Source organism: Microcoleus sp. Pol12A5, assembly GCF_036701435.1.
Lineage (GTDB): Bacteria > Cyanobacteriota > Cyanobacteriia > Cyanobacteriales > Microcoleaceae > Microcoleus.
Genome location: NZ_JAUBQU010000063.1, coordinates 16,545 through 37,239 on the forward strand (window position 1 = coordinate 16,545; position 20,695 = coordinate 37,239).

The window sequence follows — 20,695 nt, forward strand, 5'->3', positions numbered from 1 at the left end:
TTATTTATGACAATCGCAACTGGGCGCCTCACCCTTGAAGAATTTCTGAAGCTGCCAGAAACCAAACCTGCCAGCGAATACATTGAGGGGGAGATTATCCAAAAACCTATGCCGAAAACTAAACATTCTCGTCTCCAGGGGCGATTCCTGAGTGTCATTAATGAAGTAGTAGAGGAACCCAAGATAGCTTATGCTTTTCCAGAGTTGCGGTGTACGTTTGGCGATCGATCGATTGTTCCAGATATTGCGGTACTATTATGGGAACAGATTCAATTTGATGACAGCGGTGAACCATTGGATGATGTGCTAATTGCACCGTATTGGGCGATCGAAATCCTGTCGCCCCAACAAAGCTCAAATCGCGTAACTAGAAAAATTATTCACTGTCTTCAACATAATTGTCAGTTGGGGTGGCTAATCGATCCAGACGATAGATCGATTTTAGCGTTTTTGCCCAACCAACAACCGCAATTCTGCGAAGGTAGCGATGTCCTTCCTGTGCCCGAAATGATCCCCCTGAATATCACAGCCGAACAGGTATTTAGCTGGTTAAGAATGCAACAATGAATCAGGGCGATCGTCTTTTTTGTACCACTTTAAAAAATCTCCCGGTGTGGTTTGTAGTGAAAACTTTAGCTTTTATCTCAACTAAGGACTGAAATCCTTACTACAAACCAAATTCCCTATTGCCGCCACCTGTCAAATTGGTCTTCGGAACAGCCATTAATAAATTGATTGCTTACCCAACCGTCAAGGATTGTCAAAGTTTCATTAGGAGGATTACCCGAAAATCTGGCCGCAATTTTCACCCAATTACCTTGTCTGCTGACAGCCCTAACTCCGTCTCCTCTTTTCAATTTAGCAACAACCGCGTACTTAGTGCCTGGGCCTTTGCGAATGTTAACAGCGCCACCTTCACCTGTAATAAACGAGCAATGAGTTTGCTTTTTTAAAGCTTCTGCTTTTGCGGGAGAAAGATTTTGCTGCTTGCCGAAAACAGGAAAGCTGTAAAGTGAGAAGCTAAGACTTGCAACTACGGCTGCAATAAAAAAAGCTTTTGATTGAGTAAAAATTAGCATTATTTCATTTCCTTGGATTGACCGAACTGAAGTCCTGACTGTGATTTTTTGGAGAAAGACTTCAGTTCTTACTACTAACTGTTATTTGACGGACGCAAACCATTCGGTAACACCTTGGGCGATCGCCTCAGCTAATTTCTTTTGTTCTGTCGGATTCACAATCCATTCAAACTCTTCGGGATTGATCAAAAATCCCAATTCCATTAAAACAGATGGAGTAACGGCAGGACGAGTCATGGCTAAGTTGTTCCAGAATACACCATAGCTCGGACGGTTTAACTTGGCAACTAAATAATTGTGCAAAAACATTGCCAAACTGTGCGCTTGCGGGTGAAACCAGAAAGCTGCGACGCCTTTAGTCTTAATGGCATCGCCGTTATCCGGCAAAGCATTGTAGTGAATTGAAATTGCGATCGCAGGTTCTTCTTTTTGAATCCTTTCCACCCTCGGCGGCAAATCCAAATCGACATCTTCTACCCGCGTCATTACCACATTCGCGCCCCGATTTACCAATTCCTGTTGCACCAATTTCGACACTGTTAAAGCTACTGTTTTTTCCCTAATTCCCACTGGACTGACAGCACCTCCATCCTCCGGCCCGCCGTGTCCCGGATCGATGAGAATTTTAATTCCCGATAATGGTTTTGCTTGCGAATTGGGCATCATGCTTGTATTCGCAGGCGGGTGTTTTAAAGACAACACTAAAGTTGTACCATCGTATCTCAACTTGTAACCCCACTGCTGGGTAGATTTGAGATTAAAAGTGTATTTTACTTGCAGCGGCGAGATTTGTTCCCATTCCAAACGTGAAATTACGGGGTCATCAGAAACGCGAATAATGTCAGTTTGAGCGGTGGTATTGTACAGCGTTAAAGTAAAAGTGCCTTCTCCTTCCTGCACTGTGACTGGGACAGGTGTTTCTAAGGGGAATAACACCTCTGTCCAGCCGGAAACTTGACGCGAACTGGCGCTGCGGATAATCGATCGCGGAGGCACTGAATCCTGGACAATTCGCACTTCCGATGCTTTAATCCAAGCACCGTAATCGAGTCGAATCCATTCTCCCTCGCGCCCGATAATTGTTGCTCGCGTTCCCTTCGGCAGCGGTGTCATCCGAGAAAAATCTGTACTCGCCCCGGTTCGGGCAACACCAGGATCTGCTGTTACTTCGGCTATTTCTAAGTCAGCCGGAGACAGAATAGAAATCTTGCCAGTACCTTGTTGGCTGATAGTTTGATCGTTCATTGTTAGCTCAAACGATGGCACGCCTAAATCAACTGTTTTTCCCTTAGATGAGAGGGCGTTATCAGGGGTTTTAGCACAGCCTTGATACTGTTGGCTGCCACCTTTTTTGATGGGGGAATTTGCGTCTAAAAGTACAGATGCGTTGTCGGGTAATTCGACTTGCGATCGCGCTTTTAAAGGAATAGTAACGCCCGCCAATTTTACTGAAACTTGAGCATTCGCAGGTGCGATCGCCCCAAAGCAAATATATTCCCCCGGCAAACTCGCCACATCGACTTTCGGCGTCAGGGAATCTTTAGCAAAAGCCAATCCTACAGGGGTTTCTGGCTGATTCGACTCGCGCGTCACCTTAATTTTGACTTCCTGATTTTCGTAACGCAAGGTAAAGATATTTTCGCCGAGTTGCAGCGGAAAAGTCGGGGCGAAATGCCCGGATGCGGTGCGCGAAATTTGGTTGCCATTGACCAACACTTGTCCCGGTGCGGGCGCTGTACCGATTAAAAAAATGCGATCGGCTGTAGTTTTGTGGTTTGTGGGAGGATAAGCGAGAAACAAAGGTTGAACCGCGACAGCTACAGAGGCGATCGCCATTATCAAGCCAAACACACATAATCCTAAAAATTTTCTCATTCTAAATCGCAACTAATTGAGACTCTGTTGGTTATTTATACTAGAACTTGCGCTAAACCCGGGAGAAACCTGGGAAGAAACTTGCTTTCTGAGGATTAGCCGTAAGTCCAATTTACTCTACTGGCCAATTTTATCAGGTTTCTAGTTGCAATTGAGCGATCGGCAATATAAATTCCCGCGTAAAACCATTAAGTTTTAATTAATTCAGAGGGCGTTCTCCACAGTTGCTCCAACCGATTCGCCGGCATCGTCAAATACAAAACATCCCCCGTACTCAGACAACAATTCAGCAAATCCCAGCCGTGAATAGTTTGACCCTTAGTTTCCGCATAAAGAGGCACAAAATCAGCAGACATAGCAGCATCTTGAATGCGGTGGCCACAGAAAGGATGTTTTGGCGTAATCAATGTGGCCAAGCAAACCCAGAGACTATCAGCAGTCATTCCGTTGCCCAAAATTCGACCTCCAATCGCCGCCGCCGCGAAAGCAGGAGCCGCCAATTCCGTCGGGTTCAAAACTCCTTCAAACTCAAAAACTTGCTGCACCATTAAAGCAAAATGTGGGTCTTGATTGCGGACAATAACTGATAGTTTTGGCGCTAATCCTTTAGCGCTCAATGCAATTTCGACATTAGACATATCACTGCTAGTAACAGCCAAAAGAGCGGCCGCTTGCTTAACATTAGCAGCTTCCAAAGTTGCGGGCAAACTGGCGCTTCCCTGAATTACCGGAATTTTCATTGAGCGAGCCGTGTTTAGAAACCGACAGTTCGGATCTTGCTCGATCGCCACAATATCGTAACCGTTAGTGTGCAGTTCTTTAGCAATTTGGATACCTATTCCTCCGAGTCCGCAAATAATGTAATGATTGCGCTGCGGAACTCGCGCCACATCCCAATATTCGGTAAATCGAGTTCCCAATACATAATCGTTGAGCAGTGCGTAGCAGATACCGATGATGCCGGCTCCAACTAACATCATGACAACTGTAAATAGTTTAATGCTTTCAGGAGCTTGTTCGGCCACTTTTTCATAGCCTCCGGCTCCCGTAATCATCCCTACTGAAAAATAGAGAGAATCGACAATTGAGATATTATCCTCAACACAAATATAGGTAGCAGTAGCAACGGCAATCATTGCCAGCAGCGTCAGTACAACGATTACTGCTGCTTGGCTGTGCTGCTGAAATCGGCGCAGGTTAGTTAATGTTTTGAGCAGTTTTTGAGTTAAAGTTTTTTGGGGGCTACGCACAGTCGGCTGAGTGGCAACAATTAGCCGATCGCCCTGCTGACACTGCCGATCGGTAAGCACCGCCGATACTAAATCAGTTTTGTTAGCAGCCGGCAGATAATAAATCAACATTCGCGATCGATCGTCCCACAAATCGCTCAGTTTGCGATTTTTCCAAGGATGTGTTTCATCGATATATTCTTCGTGAATCGGCCAAGTGCGATCGAACAAACGCAACTGTCCGATCGCCTGATTTCCGAGAGCCGCAAAGGCAAACACCGGAGCCGCCAAGGATGAAACGCTCATGGAAGTGTGATCGGGCAAAGTGTGGTCAATCCTGTCGCCCAAGCTAGTATTGAACAATCTGTTAATGATGCGAATCTGAGGATTGAGAATCCTCGCCTGCATAAAAATTGCCAAATTCACAGCATCATCGTCTGCTGCAATTACTAAAGTGTGAGCGTTTTGAATGCCAGCCGCCAACAAGGTAGAAGCTGCTTGCAAATTACCGACAACCACATCAGAAGTTTCGCCGCGAATTGGGCGATCGCTAATACCAACAACAATCGCTCCTTGCTGTCTCAACAAACAAAAAATCTTGTGTCCCGTGTGGCCCAACCCGCAAACAATGATTCGAGGTTTCATAAAAATTTATTTGCCAGCCAATTTCGGAGCTGTCCTTGTAGTTTTACTTACCATTGTTGACTCTCCTGGCTTTGCAGAATGTAGCTAAAAAGACTATCTAGGAAACTTGTGCCACAGTCTCGAAGTTTTGTAAACAAAGAAAAAGCTGTGCCGTGTTCCTAAAGCCACGTTCCCAAGTGTTGAAATAAACACACCACACTGCCATGTACCTACAGACATGAGGTGTAACTAACCTGATTTAATATTTGAAAAATATCCGGGTGCGACAGCCAACCAGCGGAATTTGAAGAGGTAGGGACACGGCACTGCCCCTACAACTATGACTTCCTAAATTTATTTAGCTGCCTTAGCGGCAGGAGTTATTATGAAATTCACTGCACCCTTATTAGCATCCGCTTTAGTTTTCGCCGGTACTGTCGCCTTGGCAAGCCAAGTGCAAGCAGCTCCAGCCAGCAACTCTTTGAATAACACTAAAACAACATTTCAGTGCGTTACTTCCGGTCGCAATTTTGTCACAATTGCGCGGCGGGGAAATGTCACGACAGATCCGATGATTCTTTGGAAATCAACCGAGTTCGGCCGCGAATATACACCTTGGCAGCGCTGTCAAATTGTTTCCAATAGATTGACCAAAGCTGTTGCCCAGAATGGCGGAAGATTGAGCAACTTGCAGTTAACAACAGGAATTGTTAATAACTTGCCCGTAGTTTGTTATGTGAACGGACGGGGGCGCTGTAACTCTCAAAATCTGCTGTTCACCCTAGACAAGCGCAATGCTAAAAATCCCGGTGATGCTTTAACGAGATTGATTAATTTTGCCCAAGACGGCGGCGGGCCAGTTACAACGTTCAGAACAGGAACTCAATCATCTGCACCGCAGTTTGTTCCCTTTGGAGATATGGTCGATCGAGCTTTTAATTCTCCAAACAATAAACCGTCAGTTCCTGTAGGGAAACCGCAGGGCGATCGAGGTATTTAATAGCCACGCCTCTAACTTGCACCTGACAAATTTTGAAACTATTGTGGGGTGGGCTTCTAGCCCGCCCTTAAATATTTAGACTAAAAAAACTACACTGCCACCCCTTCAATTTTCTCATCAGTCAACTCGTACAACTCGCGCAACTGCTGCAACTTATCCGCATCCGGGAGCCAAAAACCCCGGCCGTTAGCCTCCAACATTCGCCCTACAATATTGCGAAAAGCTTCAGGATTGGCCTCCCGCAACTTCTTCGCCATCTCTTCATCCAAAGCATAAGTATCAGCCGCCTGATCGTACACCCAACTATCAGTAAAATCAGCAGTTCCGCCCCAACCAATTAACGCTGTCATCCGCTGCGAAATTTCATAAGCGCCGCCAGAACCTTGATTTGCCATCGCGTTTGCCCATTTAGGATTGAGCAACTTAGTTCGATATTCCAAGCGCAGCAAATCTTCTAAATTGCGAGGCGTTGTATCCTTGGAAAAACTTTCGACAAAACTCGTGTTAACCTTTTTGCCGCGCTGCTTTTCTGCGGCTTTCTTCAAACCGCCAGTATTCGCATAATACTCTTGAATATCAGTCAAACCGTATTCAACCGAATCAATTTCTTGAATTATGCGATCGCACCCTTGCAACAACTGAGTCAAAACCTCCGGTCTCGCTTCCCCCTTATCCTTCCTCCCGTAACTAAAAACATTGCGACTTTCCCAAGTTTTCCCCAACTCATCCCCCGATTCCCAACTACCATCAACAACCCTATCGTTAACCAAAGAACCAAAATCCCCAGCCGGATTAGAAAACAACCTTGCCGAATAATTCTGCACACCTTTTGCCTGCAAAACTAAAGCGTGTTTGCGAATAAAATTCTCCGATTCCGGTTCATCAGCATCCGCCGCCCGCACGAACAAATCATCCAACAATTCAATAATATTCACAAAGCTATCTCGGAAAATACCCGAAAGATTTCCCAACACATCAATCCGGGGATGACCGACATCAGCTAAGGGTTTTAACTCATAGCGAACAATCCGGCCAGTTCCCTCCTTGAGAGGTTCAGCCCCCACCAATTCTAGCAGAATTCCAATAGATTCGCCCCGCGTTTTAATCGCATCCAAACCCCACAACATCACCGCCACAGTCTCAGGATAATTCCCCTGTTCCTTAAGGTGCTTATTAATAATTTTTCGAGCAATTTCGCGGCCTCTTTCATAAGCTGCCGGAGAAGGCATCCGATAAGGATCTAAAGCATGAATATTCCTGCCAGTTGGCAACACGCCAGCCCCGTCCCGCAACAAATCCCCGCCCGGTGTCGGCAGAATATATTCCCCATTCAAACCCCGCAAAAGATTAGTTAACTCATCCGAAGTTTGCAACAACAAATCCCGCACCAGCAACCCTTCCTCAAAAGCCCCATTCAACCCCTCTTGCTCTTCCTCTCTGCGCCCTCTGCGCCTCTGCGGTTCATTTTCTTCAAAAACCAGTTTTTGCACCTGTTCCTGTGATAACCTCTCCCCAAAATAAGCCTCAAGATAAGAGGTCATTTCCTCAGAATTAGGCGGTTCCCCGAGAACGTGCAAACCCGAAGAAAACAAGCGACATTCTACCACCTGCAAATACTCGTAAAGCTTCACCAAATAGCGGTTAAAAGCATCAGCACTGAACATTCCCACCGTCTCAAAACTAAAAGCAATACCCAACTTGCGAGCTTCATTAAACGGACAATCCGCCTCCAAACCGCTATCTAAAATTTTTTTACAAATAGCCTCTTTCAGCACATAATTCTTTGCCGGATCTTCCCGATATTCGGCAATCAAATCCCGCAAATCAATCAATTCCTTATATAAGCCAGCGCGACCGTAGGGCGGCACGTTGTGAGAAATCAAAACACCGTAACCGCGACGTTTGGCTAACATCGATTCCGAGGGATTGTTGGCAGCATAAATATAAAGATTCGGCAAACTTCCCAACAAAATATCCGACCAAGAATAGCCAGTATTTCCCAGAGGAGAACCGGGCAACCATTCAACAGTGCCGTGCATTCCGAAGTGAACCACAGCATCAGCTTGCAAATCATTTTGCAGCCACTTGTAAAAAGCAGCGTATTGAGGGTGAGGAGTCAAATCGCGATCGAACATCAAGCGCATCGGATCGCCCGCAATTCCCAGCGGCGGCTGCAAACCTATCCAAACATTCCCCAGTTGAATGCCACCGATTTGGAACTCGTCGCCGTCCGTCTTAATGCCCGTACCCGTTAAAGATTTCCACTGTTTTTCGATACGACTTGTTAACAAGTAGCCCAGCCATTTCTCCAGAGTTTTAACATTCACAGTATTGCCATAAATTCCCTCTTTATGTGCGTTCATCCCCGTTAATCCGCCCCCATCTGCGGTTGCAGCATCATCCGCTTCTTTCACCCGGCGAATTAACTCCTCACCGTCAGCAGGAATTTCTCCAACTGTATAACCTGCTGCTTGAAGTTTGTGCAGGAAATTTAGCAGCGATTTCGGTACATTAAGTAAAGCCGCCGTACCCGCCGCGCCGTAACCGGGAGGAAACCCGTAGAGAATAATCGCAATTTTGCGTTTTGAGGGCGGAGTTCGACGTAGGTTTACCCAATTGTTAATTCTACTTGTCAGGCGTTTCGCGCGATCGGGAACCAGATAAATATCCTCACCCACCAAACCGCCTAGGGGAACAGGATCGATCGCGCCATCCAACTCAGGCAAAGCATACAATACCACACTTTGCAAACCCCCAATCCCCTGACGAGTCCAAGAATGGATATCTTGAATCAGCAGAGGTGCGGACACAAAATAAGGTACATTTTTAGCAGTTAAAATCCGCTTAGCAACTTCCACCTGACGCCCCGCCTCCATCGAACCAGCAGGCCCGCCAACTAGCGGAAAGCCAATAGTAGAAACAATAGCATCAACTTCCACAGCATCTTTAGAAAGTGAAAGAGTTTCAATATTGCCTTGTTTTCGCCGCGCTGTTTCATCAGCAGTCGTCATCCAATCCCGCACCGCCACATGGCCTTCAACGCCATTGATAAAAATCGGCAAAGGCACAATTCCTGCATCTTCAAAATAGCGGATTAAGTGAGGAATATAAGGCTGCTTGGTGATAACGTGCTTGCGGTAAAGCAAAAGGCCCACAACAGGGGATTTTACTTGATATGAATTTTGGAACGAATTGGTTCCAAATTTTGTGGAACGGGCATCTTGCCCGCCCCTAGCACCTTGGTAACTCAGATACCAATCCAAATATTGCCGAGGCGATTCAAAATAACCATTATAATCGGGATGCAATAAACCCATATTGGGAGTTTCCACAGGAGGCGGAATTTCTGCAACTTTCAGCCCCAAATACTTTTCGGCAATAATCCAAAACATCGACACAACATTATCCGCACCGCCCGCATTCCAGTAACCGTAAATAATCAGCCAGTTTCGCAAATCTTGCACTTTTTGCACCGGCACATATTTTAATAATTTCGGCCCCACCTTCAAAAAACTGATATAACCAGCCAGCTTATCTTCTTCTCGCCCATTGCTGAACTTATCCAGAATAAACTTAACAGGCTTCGGCATTCCCTTCGGTTTGTCGCCAATTTTAAAAGCACCAATTTGAGTAAGACTCATCAATTCCAAAGCCGACTCAAAAACCAGGCGAATCGGAATATTCTGCACCCTTTCGCGCAGCCACATTACCGCATCGTAATCAAACAGCAAACTCCCGAAAAATACATCAGCATTCAAGAGGGCGGCTGCTACAGCGTCGGGTTCGTCTGCGAGGGCGCGATCGCTAAAAACCCGTACTTCCAATCCCTGGCACCCAGAAACAGCCAACTCGGCAGCTTTGCGGTACAAATCAGCATTAAAAGATTCAAACCCTGCAATTAAGACAATGCGTTTCACAGCCAAACCTCGAAATATTTGCTTCTTTTAATGATAAACTAATCGCAGAAATGCACAGGCAAGATGCCTGTGCCACTGACAGACAGAACAAAAAAGATAAACTTCTGCTTTCTCTTACTTCGCGCCTTCGCGGTTCATCAACTATGTCTTATTAAAGTAAGCACCGATTAAAATAATCAAACAAATCCAAACACAGCCATATTTACAACCGTGAATCGAGTTCCTCCCGCAATTGTTATCTTAGGTCAAAACAGCCTGCCGATCGCCAAAAAAATCTCCGCACATTTCCCCGGTTCCCAGATTTACGGTTTAATCGATCGCACTTCCAACACAGACATCAACTTTAGCAACTTCGGCGAAACCTTGCGGGAACTATTTGCAACAGAAACCCCAATCATCGGCATCTGCGCCGCCGGAATAATCATCCGTACCCTCGCCCCCCTGCTGTCAGACAAACGCGCCGAACCGCCTGTTTTAGCCGTCGCAGAAGACGGAAGCGCCGTCGTACCGCTGCTGGGCGGTTTGCACGGCGTTAATGATTTGGCCAGAGAGATTGCAGCCGCCCTCGGCGTACAGCCTGCAATTACCACCACCGGAGATATCCGGTTTCGCACCGCGCTGCTGAGTCCTCCCCAAGGCTATTATTTGGCGAATCCAGAGGACGCGAAGACTTTTATTTCAAATTTGCTCGCCGGGGCAAAAGTACGCCTAGAAGGGGCTGCAAGCTGGCTTTCCGAGAGCAATTTGCCGTTAGCGAAGCCCTCGAAGAGGATCGCCCCCGACGCAAAATTGACTATTCGCGTCACCGAAAAAGCAGTTTTGCCTGCGCCAGATTGTTTGGTGTACCATCCGCAAATTGTGGCAGTTGCACTCACAAAGCTATCGAATACCGATCCGGAAATAGCGGTTTCATTTGTCCAGCAAGTCTTGGAAAATGCAGGTTTAGCGCCAGCTTCCGTTGCGGGATTTTTTGCATTAAAAGAGGAGATGGGAAATCCGGCACTTGAAGCAGTTTCACAATATTTTAAAGTCCCGGTCCGCTTTTTGAATCTCTCCGAACTTGTCAAATTAGACTCAATTAAATTCAGCGAAAATCAGGCCGCACAAATTGCCCTGACAGCAGCCGGTGCAAACAGTCAGTTAATCGAATGCGATCGCCCAAACTCCGTGAATTGCGCGATCGCCCTCGCCGCCGAACCCATAAATGCTAGCGCGATCGGAGTTAGCCGCGGCAAACTGGCGATCGTCGGTACCGGCCCTGGAGGCGCGCCCTGGATGTCCCCGGAGGTTAAGGAAATTCTGCGCGAAGCCACGGATTGGGTGGGTTACAAGTTCTATCTCGACTTAGCTGGAACCCTGCGGGAAGGACAAAAGCGGCACGATTCCGACAACCGCGAAGAGATCGATCGCGCCCGTTTTGCCCTAGATTTAGCAGCATCGGGAAAATCTGTCGCCGTGGTTTCGTCGGGAGATCCGGGGATTTTTGCGATGGCTGCGGCGGTGTTTGAGGCGATCGACTTTGATGGCAAACCCGAATGGCAGGGCATCGATATTCGGGTGGCACCGGGCATTTCAGCCATGCAGGCGGCCGCTGCTGCGATCGGAGCACCCCTCGGACACGATTTTTGCGCGATTTCCCTTTCGGATATTCTCAAGCCCTGGGAGGTCATTGAACAGCGGATTTCGGCCGCTGCGATCGCAGATTTGGCGATCGCATTTTACAATCCCATCTCGAAACAGCGGATTTGGCAACTCTCCAGGGCGATCGAGATTTTGTTGCAAAGTCGCGACGCTAAAACCCCCGTCGTACTAGGGCGAAACCTCGGCCGGCCAGGTCAATCTGTGCGGGTTTGCACCCTCGGCGAATTCCAGCCGCAAGACGCTGACATGAGAACTTTAGTGATTGTCGGTTCGAGTCAAACTCGGATTATTCCCCGCAAATATGGAGATGTTTGGGTTTACACGCCGCGCAGGTACGAAAAATAAGCAAAGAAGCAAAAACTTGGGAAATCAGCAATTGACTGACAGGTAATTGACTTTGACAATAAAATATTTTGATCTCGCTGGGGGGAGTCTAGGTTAACAAATGGCGGCGAATCACTAGACTGGCCTGTTATTTCACCTCATAGTTGTCACTCTCGATCGGTAATCCTCTTGGATTACAGAAATCCTCGGTACAGAGGAATCTCGGCTTCCGAAGGCCGATTTTTTCTCGCTGACATTGAGCGAATTTAGAACTAGACTCAACCCTAGTAATGGTTTCAGCTTCATTTTGGGAGAGATAAAATTTACTTCTCAGTAAATATTTTTTTATTATACATTCACGATAAAATCAATGGCGATCGAGGTCTGCTACATTCCTTAATCCTACGATAATCTTACGCTTACAACAAAAAGAGGGGATTCACCCGCAGCAGTCTTCTCTGTCTTTGGGTAGACCGGATTTGTTTTTTCTTTTGATAAGATTCCGTTAAACAAAGGTTAAAATAACACTTAAAAGAACATGAAATTCAACATTCCTTTAGCTCCTGGGGCTGTAACCCAATTTTTGCTTCGAGTGGTGACCTGTCTAGTTGTCATATCTTTCTTAAGTGAGATGACTGTGTACTTCTTGCCAGGTACTCCATCTGACAACTACTTCGTAAAGGTATTCAGCGTTGATTCCGAGCGGAACATTCCAACGGCATACTCAGTTTTGGCATTGCTATTTAGTTCTCTCTTGCTAGGTGTGATTGCTTATGCGAAAAATTTGGATAGTTGTCGGTACAAGCGTCACTGGAAAATTTTATCATTCATATTTTTATATTTATCTTTAGACGAAGCTGGTCAATTGCACGAAAACTTGATAAATCCAATGCGAAGTCTCCTAAATACCACCACAGGATTTCTTTACTTTACTTGGATTGTACCGTTCGGTTTTCTAGTAGCGCTCTTTCTCATATCCTACAGTAAGTTTCTGTTACACCTTCCTCTTCCTACAAAAAAAATGTTTGTTGCAGCGTGCGCTCTTTATATTGGAGGAGCATTGGGGATGGAACTGCTAGGGGGATACCAAGCTTCTAAAGTGGGAGAGGATAATATAGTTTACCAGATAATAGTGACCGTTGAAGAGTCATTAGAAATGCTCGGCATCGTTGTATTTATCCACGCCTTGATGTCATATATCAAGATATATTTAGGGGGGGTAAGTTGGAATATTTACATACCAGGCAAAAACCCACAATTTACTGACGATCGAAATATTGGCCTAGCTGGCATTAGCGAACCAGCAAACACAAGTGTATCAAGGTAAATCACTTGAAACCGGGTTTGAGCGACGATGAAAATACTCCATTCGGGTGTTTAATGTCGATAAAAAACCCGGTTTCTTTGGTACTGATGCGTCCTGGGCTGGAGGTCCTGCGATTTTCGGCACACCAAACGACTAATAGACTAATATGTAGGGTGCTTGCTGCACCAAACGACTAATTAGGCTTAGAACAGCTTAGTTCACAGATGACATCCTCACCTTTACCAGAAAATCGCTAAGAGCAACCTTTGCATGAGGATTTGACGGCAAATGACTTGTAAAACTTGCATCTTCTAATATATTAATTAGCCGATCGCGCTCTTGCTGATAAAATTCTATATCTGTATCTTCTAGCACTGATTTTTCCTCTCCTGCCAGCTTGCGATCGATCAAATCAGGTATATACAACAACTGGAACTTCTCGTTAAGTTTCACCAAATTCGCCTCCACTTCCCCAGTTTGCATCAAGTGAATCCCAGCCAGCAACACCCGATAAACGTACAGCAGCGGTTTCACCCGGCGCGGGCGTTCTTTCTCAAACAATTTCCATTGAGTTTTAGCAAAACCGAGATAGTGGTGGCTGTGGTGCTTGGTAATGCAGTTCGAGGCGAGTTCTTTTAATTCCTCGTGTTCCTTTGTACTGTAAACTATCAGCGGCGAATACAGTTGTTCTAGCACGTAGCCGTTGCGCTTCAACAGCATCTCAAAAAATTTCTTGATGTCGTGAGTTACTAAATCGAGTTGCATTCCCTCCCGAACTTCAGAAACTTCGATTGTTTCTTCTCCCGAAATTAGTCCAATTACTTTCGGTAGCGGCAAAATGTGTACTCCCCGCAAGTCGAAGTCAGAATCTGCGGAAGGAAACCCGTATAAGTGCGAACCGCTGACAGTCGCAAACAGCAGCGGATAAGGTTGAACGGAGATAATTTGGGCGAGATTCGAGATGTATTCTGTCATTTATTCCAGTCCATGCAGGCGGGCTTTGTTTCACAAAAAGCGATTTCAAGATCCGATTTCGATCGCACCTTTACGCGCTTCAATCAAAAACAGATTCGCTTTCTCGTAATTAGGACGTTCCGGTAAGGAAGTTGCAGCAAAAGCGCGATCGAACTCACCGTGCAAGCTCAACCGCCAGCGATTCACCTCATCCCAGGATACTTCTTGGTTGCGGATAGATAAAAGTTGCGATCGATAATCCTGCACGCGAACCGGTACAAAACCCTCCTTGAGTACCGTAATTCCTGACAGCAGCAAGCGAATTAAGTGCATCGCGTGCTTCCAACGAATTTCCCCGGTATTGCGGAGGTCTTGCTCCATTTTTTTAAATTGAGACAAAACGTAGCTATTGTAAGTTTGATAAACCAATTGAGAAAGAAAGATTTCCCTAATTTCGAGCAATTCTTGTGCTACAGGAGAAACAGTTTCTACTAAAGGCGTGTACAAACATTCTAGCACATTTGGATTAGCTTTTAGCGCCAAAACTAGAAACTTTTGCAGTTCCCAATAGCATTCCTGATTTTCCTTGTTTTCCAATTGTTCTGGAATGCCGTAAAGCGACCAATGAAGTATTGCGGGCGGCAGATAAATCCCGCGTCTGTCTGTATCAGATTGCTCGTTATCAAGACCGTAGGCTCTCGAACCAACAATGCAGCGGTAAATTACAGAATCATATAGGTTATATTCTGCCAGAAAATCTCCTCCTGAGTGCAATCCTTCGCTCTGAAACTGCTTGCGGATGCTGAGTTCGTGCCGCCGCAAACTAACTTGTGTTCCGTCTGGGAGTTTGACTAAATATGCGTGGGAATTGTCCGTAGGCGATTGAACGATGACACCTACTAATCCCGGTTTCCAAGATTGGTCGCCGCCGGGGTTTTTGACCTCGATTTTGGTGACAATTTGGGTTCCTGCGGGGATGATTAAGTTGAAATTTTGAGAAAGATTGGCATTTGCCATGACGGAACCTCCTGCGGGGCACGAGCTACAATGTTAGTGTAGCATAGGTGTAGTATGTAAGGAAAGTTTTGGGCGATTCCCTACCCTTCGGGAACGCTTCGCGAACGGGATAGCTTCGCTTCATGCGGATTTGGCCTTGTTGAACATTGTCTAATTATCAAGGAGGAATATCGCCAGCGATTTGAGGCGAAGGTATTGGAGATTTTTGAGACTCACCCGACAATTGCAGGAATTCGCAATGCGGAAGCAGTGACGGACTTGCAACTGGTGGCCTGAGAACCTACTCTGAGGCAAGAATGGGCGGGGGGAAGGTGCAATTATCGGAGTCTAATATTTGCAAGACGTTTAATCTGAAGGTTAATAGTTGATTATCGTTTCTGCGAGAGTTGTTCGAGATTGAGGTATTGCCGGATTATCAGGAAGTGGTAAGGAGGAATTTTGAGGATTTTATTGCCCAGGGACAGTTTAACGCCAATCTGATTTAGGTTTTAAAGGCGGTGCAGAATGTGTTTTTGAAGAAGCGACAGTTGGAGTTCCGGATTTGTATGAGGCACCGTTGGATCAGTTTCCAGAAGATGCTGTGGAACGCTGGTTTACTCAGAAGTGGATGAGTTGATTGAGTTTACTGAAGAGTTAGCAGCTTAACTTTTTATATCCAAGAGGAGAGATATGAAATTTATTTCTTTGACATTGGTGGCTGCGCTTGGGGTTTTAAGTCCAGCAATGACCGCTTCGGCAATTTCAGACGTTGTGTGGAAACCTGTTCCTGGAACAAAGATTAATAATGATTTTTGGTATGTAGGAACTAACACCATAAATAGACAAGGCGCTCGTATTACCTTTGATGTTAGGACTAACTCAAAACAATACGTGCTGTACTCGGCAAATTGCCAAACTCGGATGATGCAGAGACTAGCAGAGGGAAGCGTTAAAACCGGAAAAATTGTAGTCTATGAAAGATATCGAGAAGCGTACTTTCCCCCTAATCAAGTTCAAAGAAAGGTGCTGAACTACGCCTGCAGTCAAAAAAGGTAGTAAAATCAGGTTTCTACAAGTCCCTGGTTTTAAATTGCGATCGCTGGTGCCGAACTTCGATCGCCAGTTAGCCCAATTTGGGAGAGATTACGATCGCCGGGACTTTGGAACCCAAAGCAGGATGAGGTTTTTAATCAGTGGCGCAGGTTACAAGGGAGTGATTGCTGAAGTTAGAGCATATTATGGGAATAAAAGTGCGGGAGTTGATGAGTTTTATAGATAAAAAAGGCTAGTTATAGAAGTTATTAAAATGTTAGAAGATGATGGTTGGTATTTAGCGAGAACAAAGCGCAGTCTAGGATGCGCTGGCTTTTAATGGAAGGTGGGGCTGGATGAGATTTATAATCTGTTATAGGGAAAAATATAGGAGTGGAGCGCTCGCACGCTCTAGAAAAGGGGTTGGTAAACGATATCGTAATGTCTCGTAACGAAGCGAACACCCGAAAAGAATTAATAGATAAAGCCCTAAAGACAGCGGGATGGAACCTCGAAGATCCAAACCTGGTGGGGATAGAGATTCCGGTGGATGGGTATGATGCTCAACCCTGGAACGGAGTTACGGATTATTGTCTGTATCAGGAAAACGGCGAAGTAATTGCTGTTGTAGAGGCGAAGCGACAACGCCGCGATCCAAGGGTAGCAGAACAGCAGGTGAGGCATTACGTTACAGAGATTGAGAAACGCCAGAGTTTTCGCCCCCTTGCTTTTATGAGTAATGGGGATAAGACATTTTTCTGGGATGTGGGGAACGAACATAAGCGCCAAGTGGCGGGTTTCTTCTCGCCCAGAGACTTGCAGAATTTGCTCTACATCCGTCAGAACAAAATCCCCCTGAAACAGTTGAGCGTGAATCTTGCCATTGCCAACCGAACCTATCAGCAGTTGGCAATTCAACGGGTTAGCGAACGCTTTGACGATGGACACCGGCGGGCGCTGGTGGTGATGGCGACGGGAACGGGCAAAACGCGCACGATTATGGCGCTGATTGAGTTGTTTTTGAGAGCGAATCAAGCGCGGACGGTGCTATTTGTGGCGGATCGAGATGCGTTGGTGAAGCAGGCCCTAGATGAGAATTTTAAGGTTTATTTGCCGAACGAGCCAAGAGATAGAATCCGAACCTACAACATTGATTACAGCAAGCGACTGTATGTGGGAACGCTGCAAACGCTGGTTAAGTGTTACAAAAAGTTTTCTCCTGGCTTCTTTGACGTGGTGATTTTTGATGAATCTCATCGATCTATTTACAACCAGTTCCGCGAGGTGGTGGAATATTTCGATGGGCGGATTATTGGACTAACGGCAACGCCAGCGGTTTTTATTGAGCGCAATACGTTCCAGCTTTTTCGCTGTGATGGTATTCCGACTTTTAATTATCCCTATCGAGATGCGGTGAATGAAGGCTATCTCGTAGATTACAGCCTTCGTCAAGCACAGACTCGCTTTCAACGGGAGGGGATACGCGGGGCAAACCTTTCTGAAGAAGACCGCAATACTTTGATTCAGCAAGGGTTAGACCCCGATGAAATTGATTATGAGGGGACGGAATTAGAGCGCACTGTCAGTAATCGGGATACGCTGCGGAGACAGTGGGAAGAAATTATGGAGGTTTGCCACAAGGATGAATCGGGGCAGTATCCGGGTAAAACGATTGTATTTGCGGTGAGTCAAAACCATGCTCTGCGGTTGGCAAGCGTGTTTGAGGAGATGTATCCTCAGTATCCCGATATGGTGCAGGTGATTACTTCCCAGATGGAACGCACTGATGATTTGATCGATCGATTCAAGAAGGAAGAGATGCCGCGCATTGCTATTTCTGTCGATTTGCTGGATACCGGGATAGACGTGCCGGAGGTGGTCAATTTGGTGTTTGTGAAGCCCGTCCATTCTCTCATCAAAATGCAGCAGATGATTGGACGGGGGACGCGCAGTAATGAGGCTTGCCGCTATTTTCATCGGCTTCCCAATGGGCATAAGGATGAGTTTCTGATTATCGACTTCTGGGAGAATGAGTTTGATAAAGACCCCAGTGAGGAGACGGTGACACAAAATCTGCCTGTTACGGTAAAGATTTTTAACACGCGGTTGAAGCTGCTGGAACTTTATTTAGATAATCAGGAATCGGCAGATTGTCAGCAGGCAATTAGGGATTTACGGCAGCAAATTAACCAAATTCCCCGTGATGCTTTTAGCGTGCAGCAGGTTTATTCTCAGATTGAGCAAGCTTGGACGGATGGGTTTTGGCGGTATCTGAGTCAGCGTAATATTGATTTTCTCCGCACTCAGGTTGCGCCGTTGCTGAGGTTTGTGGCGGGGGTGGATGTGGCGGCGGCGACGTTTACAAATAAGGTGGAACGGTTGAAGCTGGAAATTCTCACCGATGGGGCAAAACCGGGAACGTTGGAATCGATCGCGGAGGATGTGAGTCGCTTGCCGGATTTTGTGTTTGAGGACTCCCAGCGTCGGGGTTCGGCGGATTTTTGCTTGTCGCATCGGCTGCCGAGGGCGACACCGGAAGAGTTAAATCGGGCGATCGCGGATTTGGCAAATCAGATGAAAAATCGGCGTCAGCGTCCCAGTTCGTTTATTGAAATTGATTTGGGCGATCGTATTGCTACCAGTGGTTATATCACGTTAGGAGACGGGGGAGAACAGGTTTATGTGGAGGAATATCGCCAACGAGTTGAGGCGAAGGTGTTGGAGATTGTGGAAAATCACCCAACAATTGCAGCAATTCGCAACGGGGAAGCGGTGACAGACTTGCAACTGGTGGCGTTAGAGCGTACTCTGAGGCAAGAGTTGGGTGGCCAAAACGTGCAGTTGTCGGAGTCGAATATTCGCAAGGCGTTTAATTTGAAGGTCAATAGTTTATTATCGTTTCTGCGAGAGTTGTTCGAGATTGAGGCATTACCGGATTATCAAGATGTGGTAAGGCGGAATTTTGAGGATTTTATTGCCCAACGGCAGTTTAACTCCAATCAGATTCAGTTTTTAAGGGCGGTGCAGAATGTGTTTTTGAAAAAGCGACGGTTGGAAGTTCCGGATTTGTATGAGGCACCGTTAGACAGATTTGGGGAGGATGCGGTAGAAAGGTGGTTTACTGAGGAGGAAGTGGATGATTTAATTGAGTTTACTGAAAAGTTAGCGGCTTAATAGTTAATGATTGATTTCAGATAAATAAAAGAGCTATTAAATTTATGAATAACAACAGAGCGCTTTCGGTCACAGAACAAGCGATGGAGCTATTAAACAGGCAACAGGGCTCATTTAATATAGTAACAATCAGCCGCATCAAAGGTGACATTAAAGAACAAATTTTGAGGCAGGTGTTAGATGCAGTTCAAAGCATTCATCCTCTACTAAACTCTCGGATTATTGGAACGCTAGATCATCTCGAATTTACAAATCAAGGAACAGAAAAAGTTCCTTTACGGGTGGTTTCACAGGGCATAAATGACAACTGGGAAGATGTTGTGAGAGAAGAATTGAACAAGGCTATTGATAGCAGTAAGGTTCTGCTAAGATGCGTTCTTATTTACAAACAATCCGAAATCAACATCAGCTATTTAATCACAACTGTACATCATGGCATATCAGACGGATTATCTTGTATAAGCTTACAATCAGAAATCTTGAAATGTTACCAAATTATTGCCTCTGGAGATTCCATTGATATAGATTGCGAGTCTGCTATTCCACCCTTAGAGGAATTATTACCTGAATGGATGAAAGGCAAGAACGGAATCGACAAAGGCAAATGGTTCTTGCTGAAAACCAAATTACAAATGCTTTTACATCAACCAGAACAATTAGAGTCTGAAGAGACGGTTCCCCTTGAGTTTCGTAGTTGTGGCATGACTCATAGATTCTTACAAAAAGAGTTAACCCAAAAATTAATTGAACTTTGTCGCCAAGAAAATACCACAGTACAGGGGGCCTTATGTGCAGCAATGCTACTTACAGTAGCTAATAAAATTAGAGGGGAAAAACTACGAAGCATTAAGGTTTCATGTCGTACTTATGTAGATTTGCGTAGACGTATCTCACCTCCAATACAGCAGAAAAATTTGGGTTTTTTAGCTTCATTTTTAACTTCTTTACATAAGATTAAACCTCAGATGTCGTTTTGGGATTTATCAAGGGAGGTTACTAAAAATATTGAATTAGGTTTAAAAATAAAAGATATTTTTAAACCTTTAACGCTATTTAGAAAAATTATTGAATATCATATTAATAATCCTGACGAATCGTATGTCACAATTGCGGTGACTAATATTGGCAGAGTTAATATTCCTGAAGTTTATGGGGATTTGGAAATAGAAGAAATCAGTTTTATTGCGTCTAATGCTATTATTGGCAAAGTTTTTACAGTGGCAACTGCTACTTTTCAAGAAAAAATGCTTCTTAATTTCCTAGCATCTAAGCCTTCACTTAGTCAAGAGACGATAGAGATGCTTGCTACAGGTGTCATCAATTGTCTGATTGAGGTTTGCCAAGAAAAGGTTATAATGGCTGTCAAATAATAGCAAAAGAGGAAAGAAGTGACCGATGCTAACCGATCCTGAACTGCGATCGAAAGTTGATACAATTTGGGATAGATTGTGGTCGTCGGGGCTCTCCAACCCGATGGATTCCATCGAACAATTCTCCTATCTGCTATTCCTCAAACGCCTAGACGACGCTGAGAACCAGCGCGA

At 45.5% G+C, this 20,695-nt stretch carries 14 protein-coding genes; 8 read left to right on the plus strand and 6 right to left on the minus strand.

The genetic code is table 11. The annotated features are described in order from the left end of the window. Positions 1-6 precede the first annotated feature (6 nt). Positions 7-567 (plus strand): Uma2 family endonuclease, encoded by a 561-nt coding sequence (locus QUA45_RS17390; protein WP_333221690.1) that lies wholly within the window; start codon positions 7-9, stop codon positions 565-567. A gap of 116 nt (positions 568-683) precedes the next feature. Here the strand turns inward: QUA45_RS17390 and QUA45_RS17395 are convergent, their stop codons facing one another. From QUA45_RS17395 to QUA45_RS17405, 3 genes are all read right to left on the minus strand, one after another. Next, a complete protein-coding gene (locus QUA45_RS17395; protein ID WP_333074456.1) occupies positions 684-1,079 on the minus strand; it encodes an SH3 domain-containing protein in 396 nt (131 codons plus the stop codon). Between the two features lie 81 nt (positions 1,080-1,160). Beyond that, positions 1,161-2,954, minus strand: a complete 1,794-nt coding sequence (locus QUA45_RS17400; RefSeq protein WP_333221691.1) for an N-acetylmuramoyl-L-alanine amidase — start codon at positions 2,952-2,954, stop codon at positions 1,161-1,163. Between the two features lie 188 nt (positions 2,955-3,142). Beyond that, positions 3,143-4,828: an NAD-binding protein gene (locus QUA45_RS17405; RefSeq protein ID WP_333221692.1), complete on the minus strand. Its 1,686-nt coding sequence runs from the start codon at positions 4,826-4,828 to the stop codon at positions 3,143-3,145. A 364-nt stretch (positions 4,829-5,192) separates the two neighbouring features. On the opposite strand from QUA45_RS17405, the gene QUA45_RS17410 reads away from it, so the two are divergent. Next, entirely contained in the window at positions 5,193-5,807 is a 615-nt protein-coding gene (locus QUA45_RS17410; RefSeq protein WP_333096473.1) for a COP23 domain-containing protein, read from the plus strand. Positions 5,808-5,896: 89 nt separating this feature from the next. Here the strand turns inward: QUA45_RS17410 and bchH are convergent, their stop codons facing one another. After that, entirely contained in the window at positions 5,897-9,724 is a 3,828-nt protein-coding gene (bchH, locus tag QUA45_RS17415) for a magnesium chelatase subunit H (RefSeq protein ID WP_333221693.1), read from the minus strand. Positions 9,725-9,934: 210 nt separating this feature from the next. Here bchH and cobJ point away from each other — a divergent pair, with 210 nt between their 5' ends. Together cobJ and QUA45_RS17425 are read left to right on the plus strand one after the other, a co-directional pair. Continuing rightward, the gene (gene cobJ, locus QUA45_RS17420) at positions 9,935-11,710 is read left to right on the plus strand and encodes a precorrin-3B C(17)-methyltransferase (RefSeq protein WP_333221694.1); all 1,776 of its coding nucleotides are present in this window, start codon (positions 9,935-9,937) and stop codon (positions 11,708-11,710) included. Positions 11,711-12,227: 517 nt separating this feature from the next. Next, the gene (locus tag QUA45_RS17425) at positions 12,228-13,016 is read left to right on the plus strand and encodes a hypothetical protein (protein ID WP_333096468.1); all 789 of its coding nucleotides are present in this window, start codon (positions 12,228-12,230) and stop codon (positions 13,014-13,016) included. A 192-nt stretch (positions 13,017-13,208) separates the two neighbouring features. Here QUA45_RS17425 and QUA45_RS17430 read toward each other — a convergent pair whose 3' ends face one another. Together QUA45_RS17430 and QUA45_RS17435 are read right to left on the minus strand one after the other, a co-directional pair. Continuing rightward, on the minus strand, positions 13,209-13,970 hold the full coding sequence (locus QUA45_RS17430) for a DNA polymerase beta superfamily protein (RefSeq protein WP_333096467.1): 762 nt from the start codon (positions 13,968-13,970) through the stop codon (positions 13,209-13,211). Positions 13,971-14,015: 45 nt separating this feature from the next. Next, positions 14,016-14,966 (minus strand): DNA polymerase beta superfamily protein, encoded by a 951-nt coding sequence (locus QUA45_RS17435; RefSeq protein ID WP_333096465.1) that lies wholly within the window; start codon positions 14,964-14,966, stop codon positions 14,016-14,018. A gap of 669 nt (positions 14,967-15,635) precedes the next feature. Between QUA45_RS17435 and QUA45_RS17440 the strand changes: the two genes are divergently transcribed. The 4 genes from QUA45_RS17440 to QUA45_RS17455 form a co-directional block, all read left to right on the plus strand. Next, positions 15,636-16,001: a hypothetical protein gene (locus QUA45_RS17440; RefSeq protein ID WP_333096464.1), complete on the plus strand. Its 366-nt coding sequence runs from the start codon at positions 15,636-15,638 to the stop codon at positions 15,999-16,001. 417 nt (positions 16,002-16,418) lie between these two features. Beyond that, positions 16,419-19,151: a DEAD/DEAH box helicase family protein gene (locus tag QUA45_RS17445; RefSeq protein WP_333221695.1), complete on the plus strand. Its 2,733-nt coding sequence runs from the start codon at positions 16,419-16,421 to the stop codon at positions 19,149-19,151. Between the two features lie 44 nt (positions 19,152-19,195). Beyond that, positions 19,196-20,521 (plus strand): phthiocerol/phthiodiolone dimycocerosyl transferase family protein, encoded by a 1,326-nt coding sequence (locus QUA45_RS17450; protein ID WP_333221696.1) that lies wholly within the window; start codon positions 19,196-19,198, stop codon positions 20,519-20,521. 25 nt (positions 20,522-20,546) lie between these two features. Continuing rightward, positions 20,547-20,695: type I restriction-modification system subunit M N-terminal domain-containing protein (locus QUA45_RS17455; protein ID WP_333221697.1), on the plus strand; the 149-nt coding region annotated here is incomplete at its 3' end.

What these genes read in the sequence shown, in the direction of transcription:
- QUA45_RS17445 (WP_333221695.1), top strand. Translation starts at nt 16,419, where the DNA reads ATGTCTCGTAACGAAGCGAACACCCGAAAAGAATTAATAGATAAAGCC.
- QUA45_RS17390 (WP_333221690.1), top strand. Translation starts at nt 7, where the DNA reads ATGACAATCGCAACTGGGCGCCTCACCCTTGAAGAATTTCTGAAGCTG.
- QUA45_RS17425 (WP_333096468.1), top strand. Translation starts at nt 12,228, where the DNA reads ATGAAATTCAACATTCCTTTAGCTCCTGGGGCTGTAACCCAATTTTTG.
- QUA45_RS17435 (WP_333096465.1), bottom strand. Translation starts at nt 14,966, where the DNA reads ATGGCAAATGCCAATCTTTCTCAAAATTTCAACTTAATCATCCCCGCA.
- QUA45_RS17430 (WP_333096467.1), bottom strand. Translation starts at nt 13,970, where the DNA reads ATGACAGAATACATCTCGAATCTCGCCCAAATTATCTCCGTTCAACCT.
- QUA45_RS17450 (WP_333221696.1), top strand. Translation starts at nt 19,196, where the DNA reads ATGAATAACAACAGAGCGCTTTCGGTCACAGAACAAGCGATGGAGCTA.
- QUA45_RS17400 (WP_333221691.1), bottom strand. Translation starts at nt 2,954, where the DNA reads ATGAGAAAATTTTTAGGATTATGTGTGTTTGGCTTGATAATGGCGATC.
- QUA45_RS17440 (WP_333096464.1), top strand. Translation starts at nt 15,636, where the DNA reads ATGAAATTTATTTCTTTGACATTGGTGGCTGCGCTTGGGGTTTTAAGT.
- QUA45_RS17395 (WP_333074456.1), bottom strand. Translation starts at nt 1,079, where the DNA reads ATGCTAATTTTTACTCAATCAAAAGCTTTTTTTATTGCAGCCGTAGTT.
- QUA45_RS17405 (WP_333221692.1), bottom strand. Translation starts at nt 4,828, where the DNA reads ATGAAACCTCGAATCATTGTTTGCGGGTTGGGCCACACGGGACACAAG.
- QUA45_RS17410 (WP_333096473.1), top strand. Translation starts at nt 5,193, where the DNA reads ATGAAATTCACTGCACCCTTATTAGCATCCGCTTTAGTTTTCGCCGGT.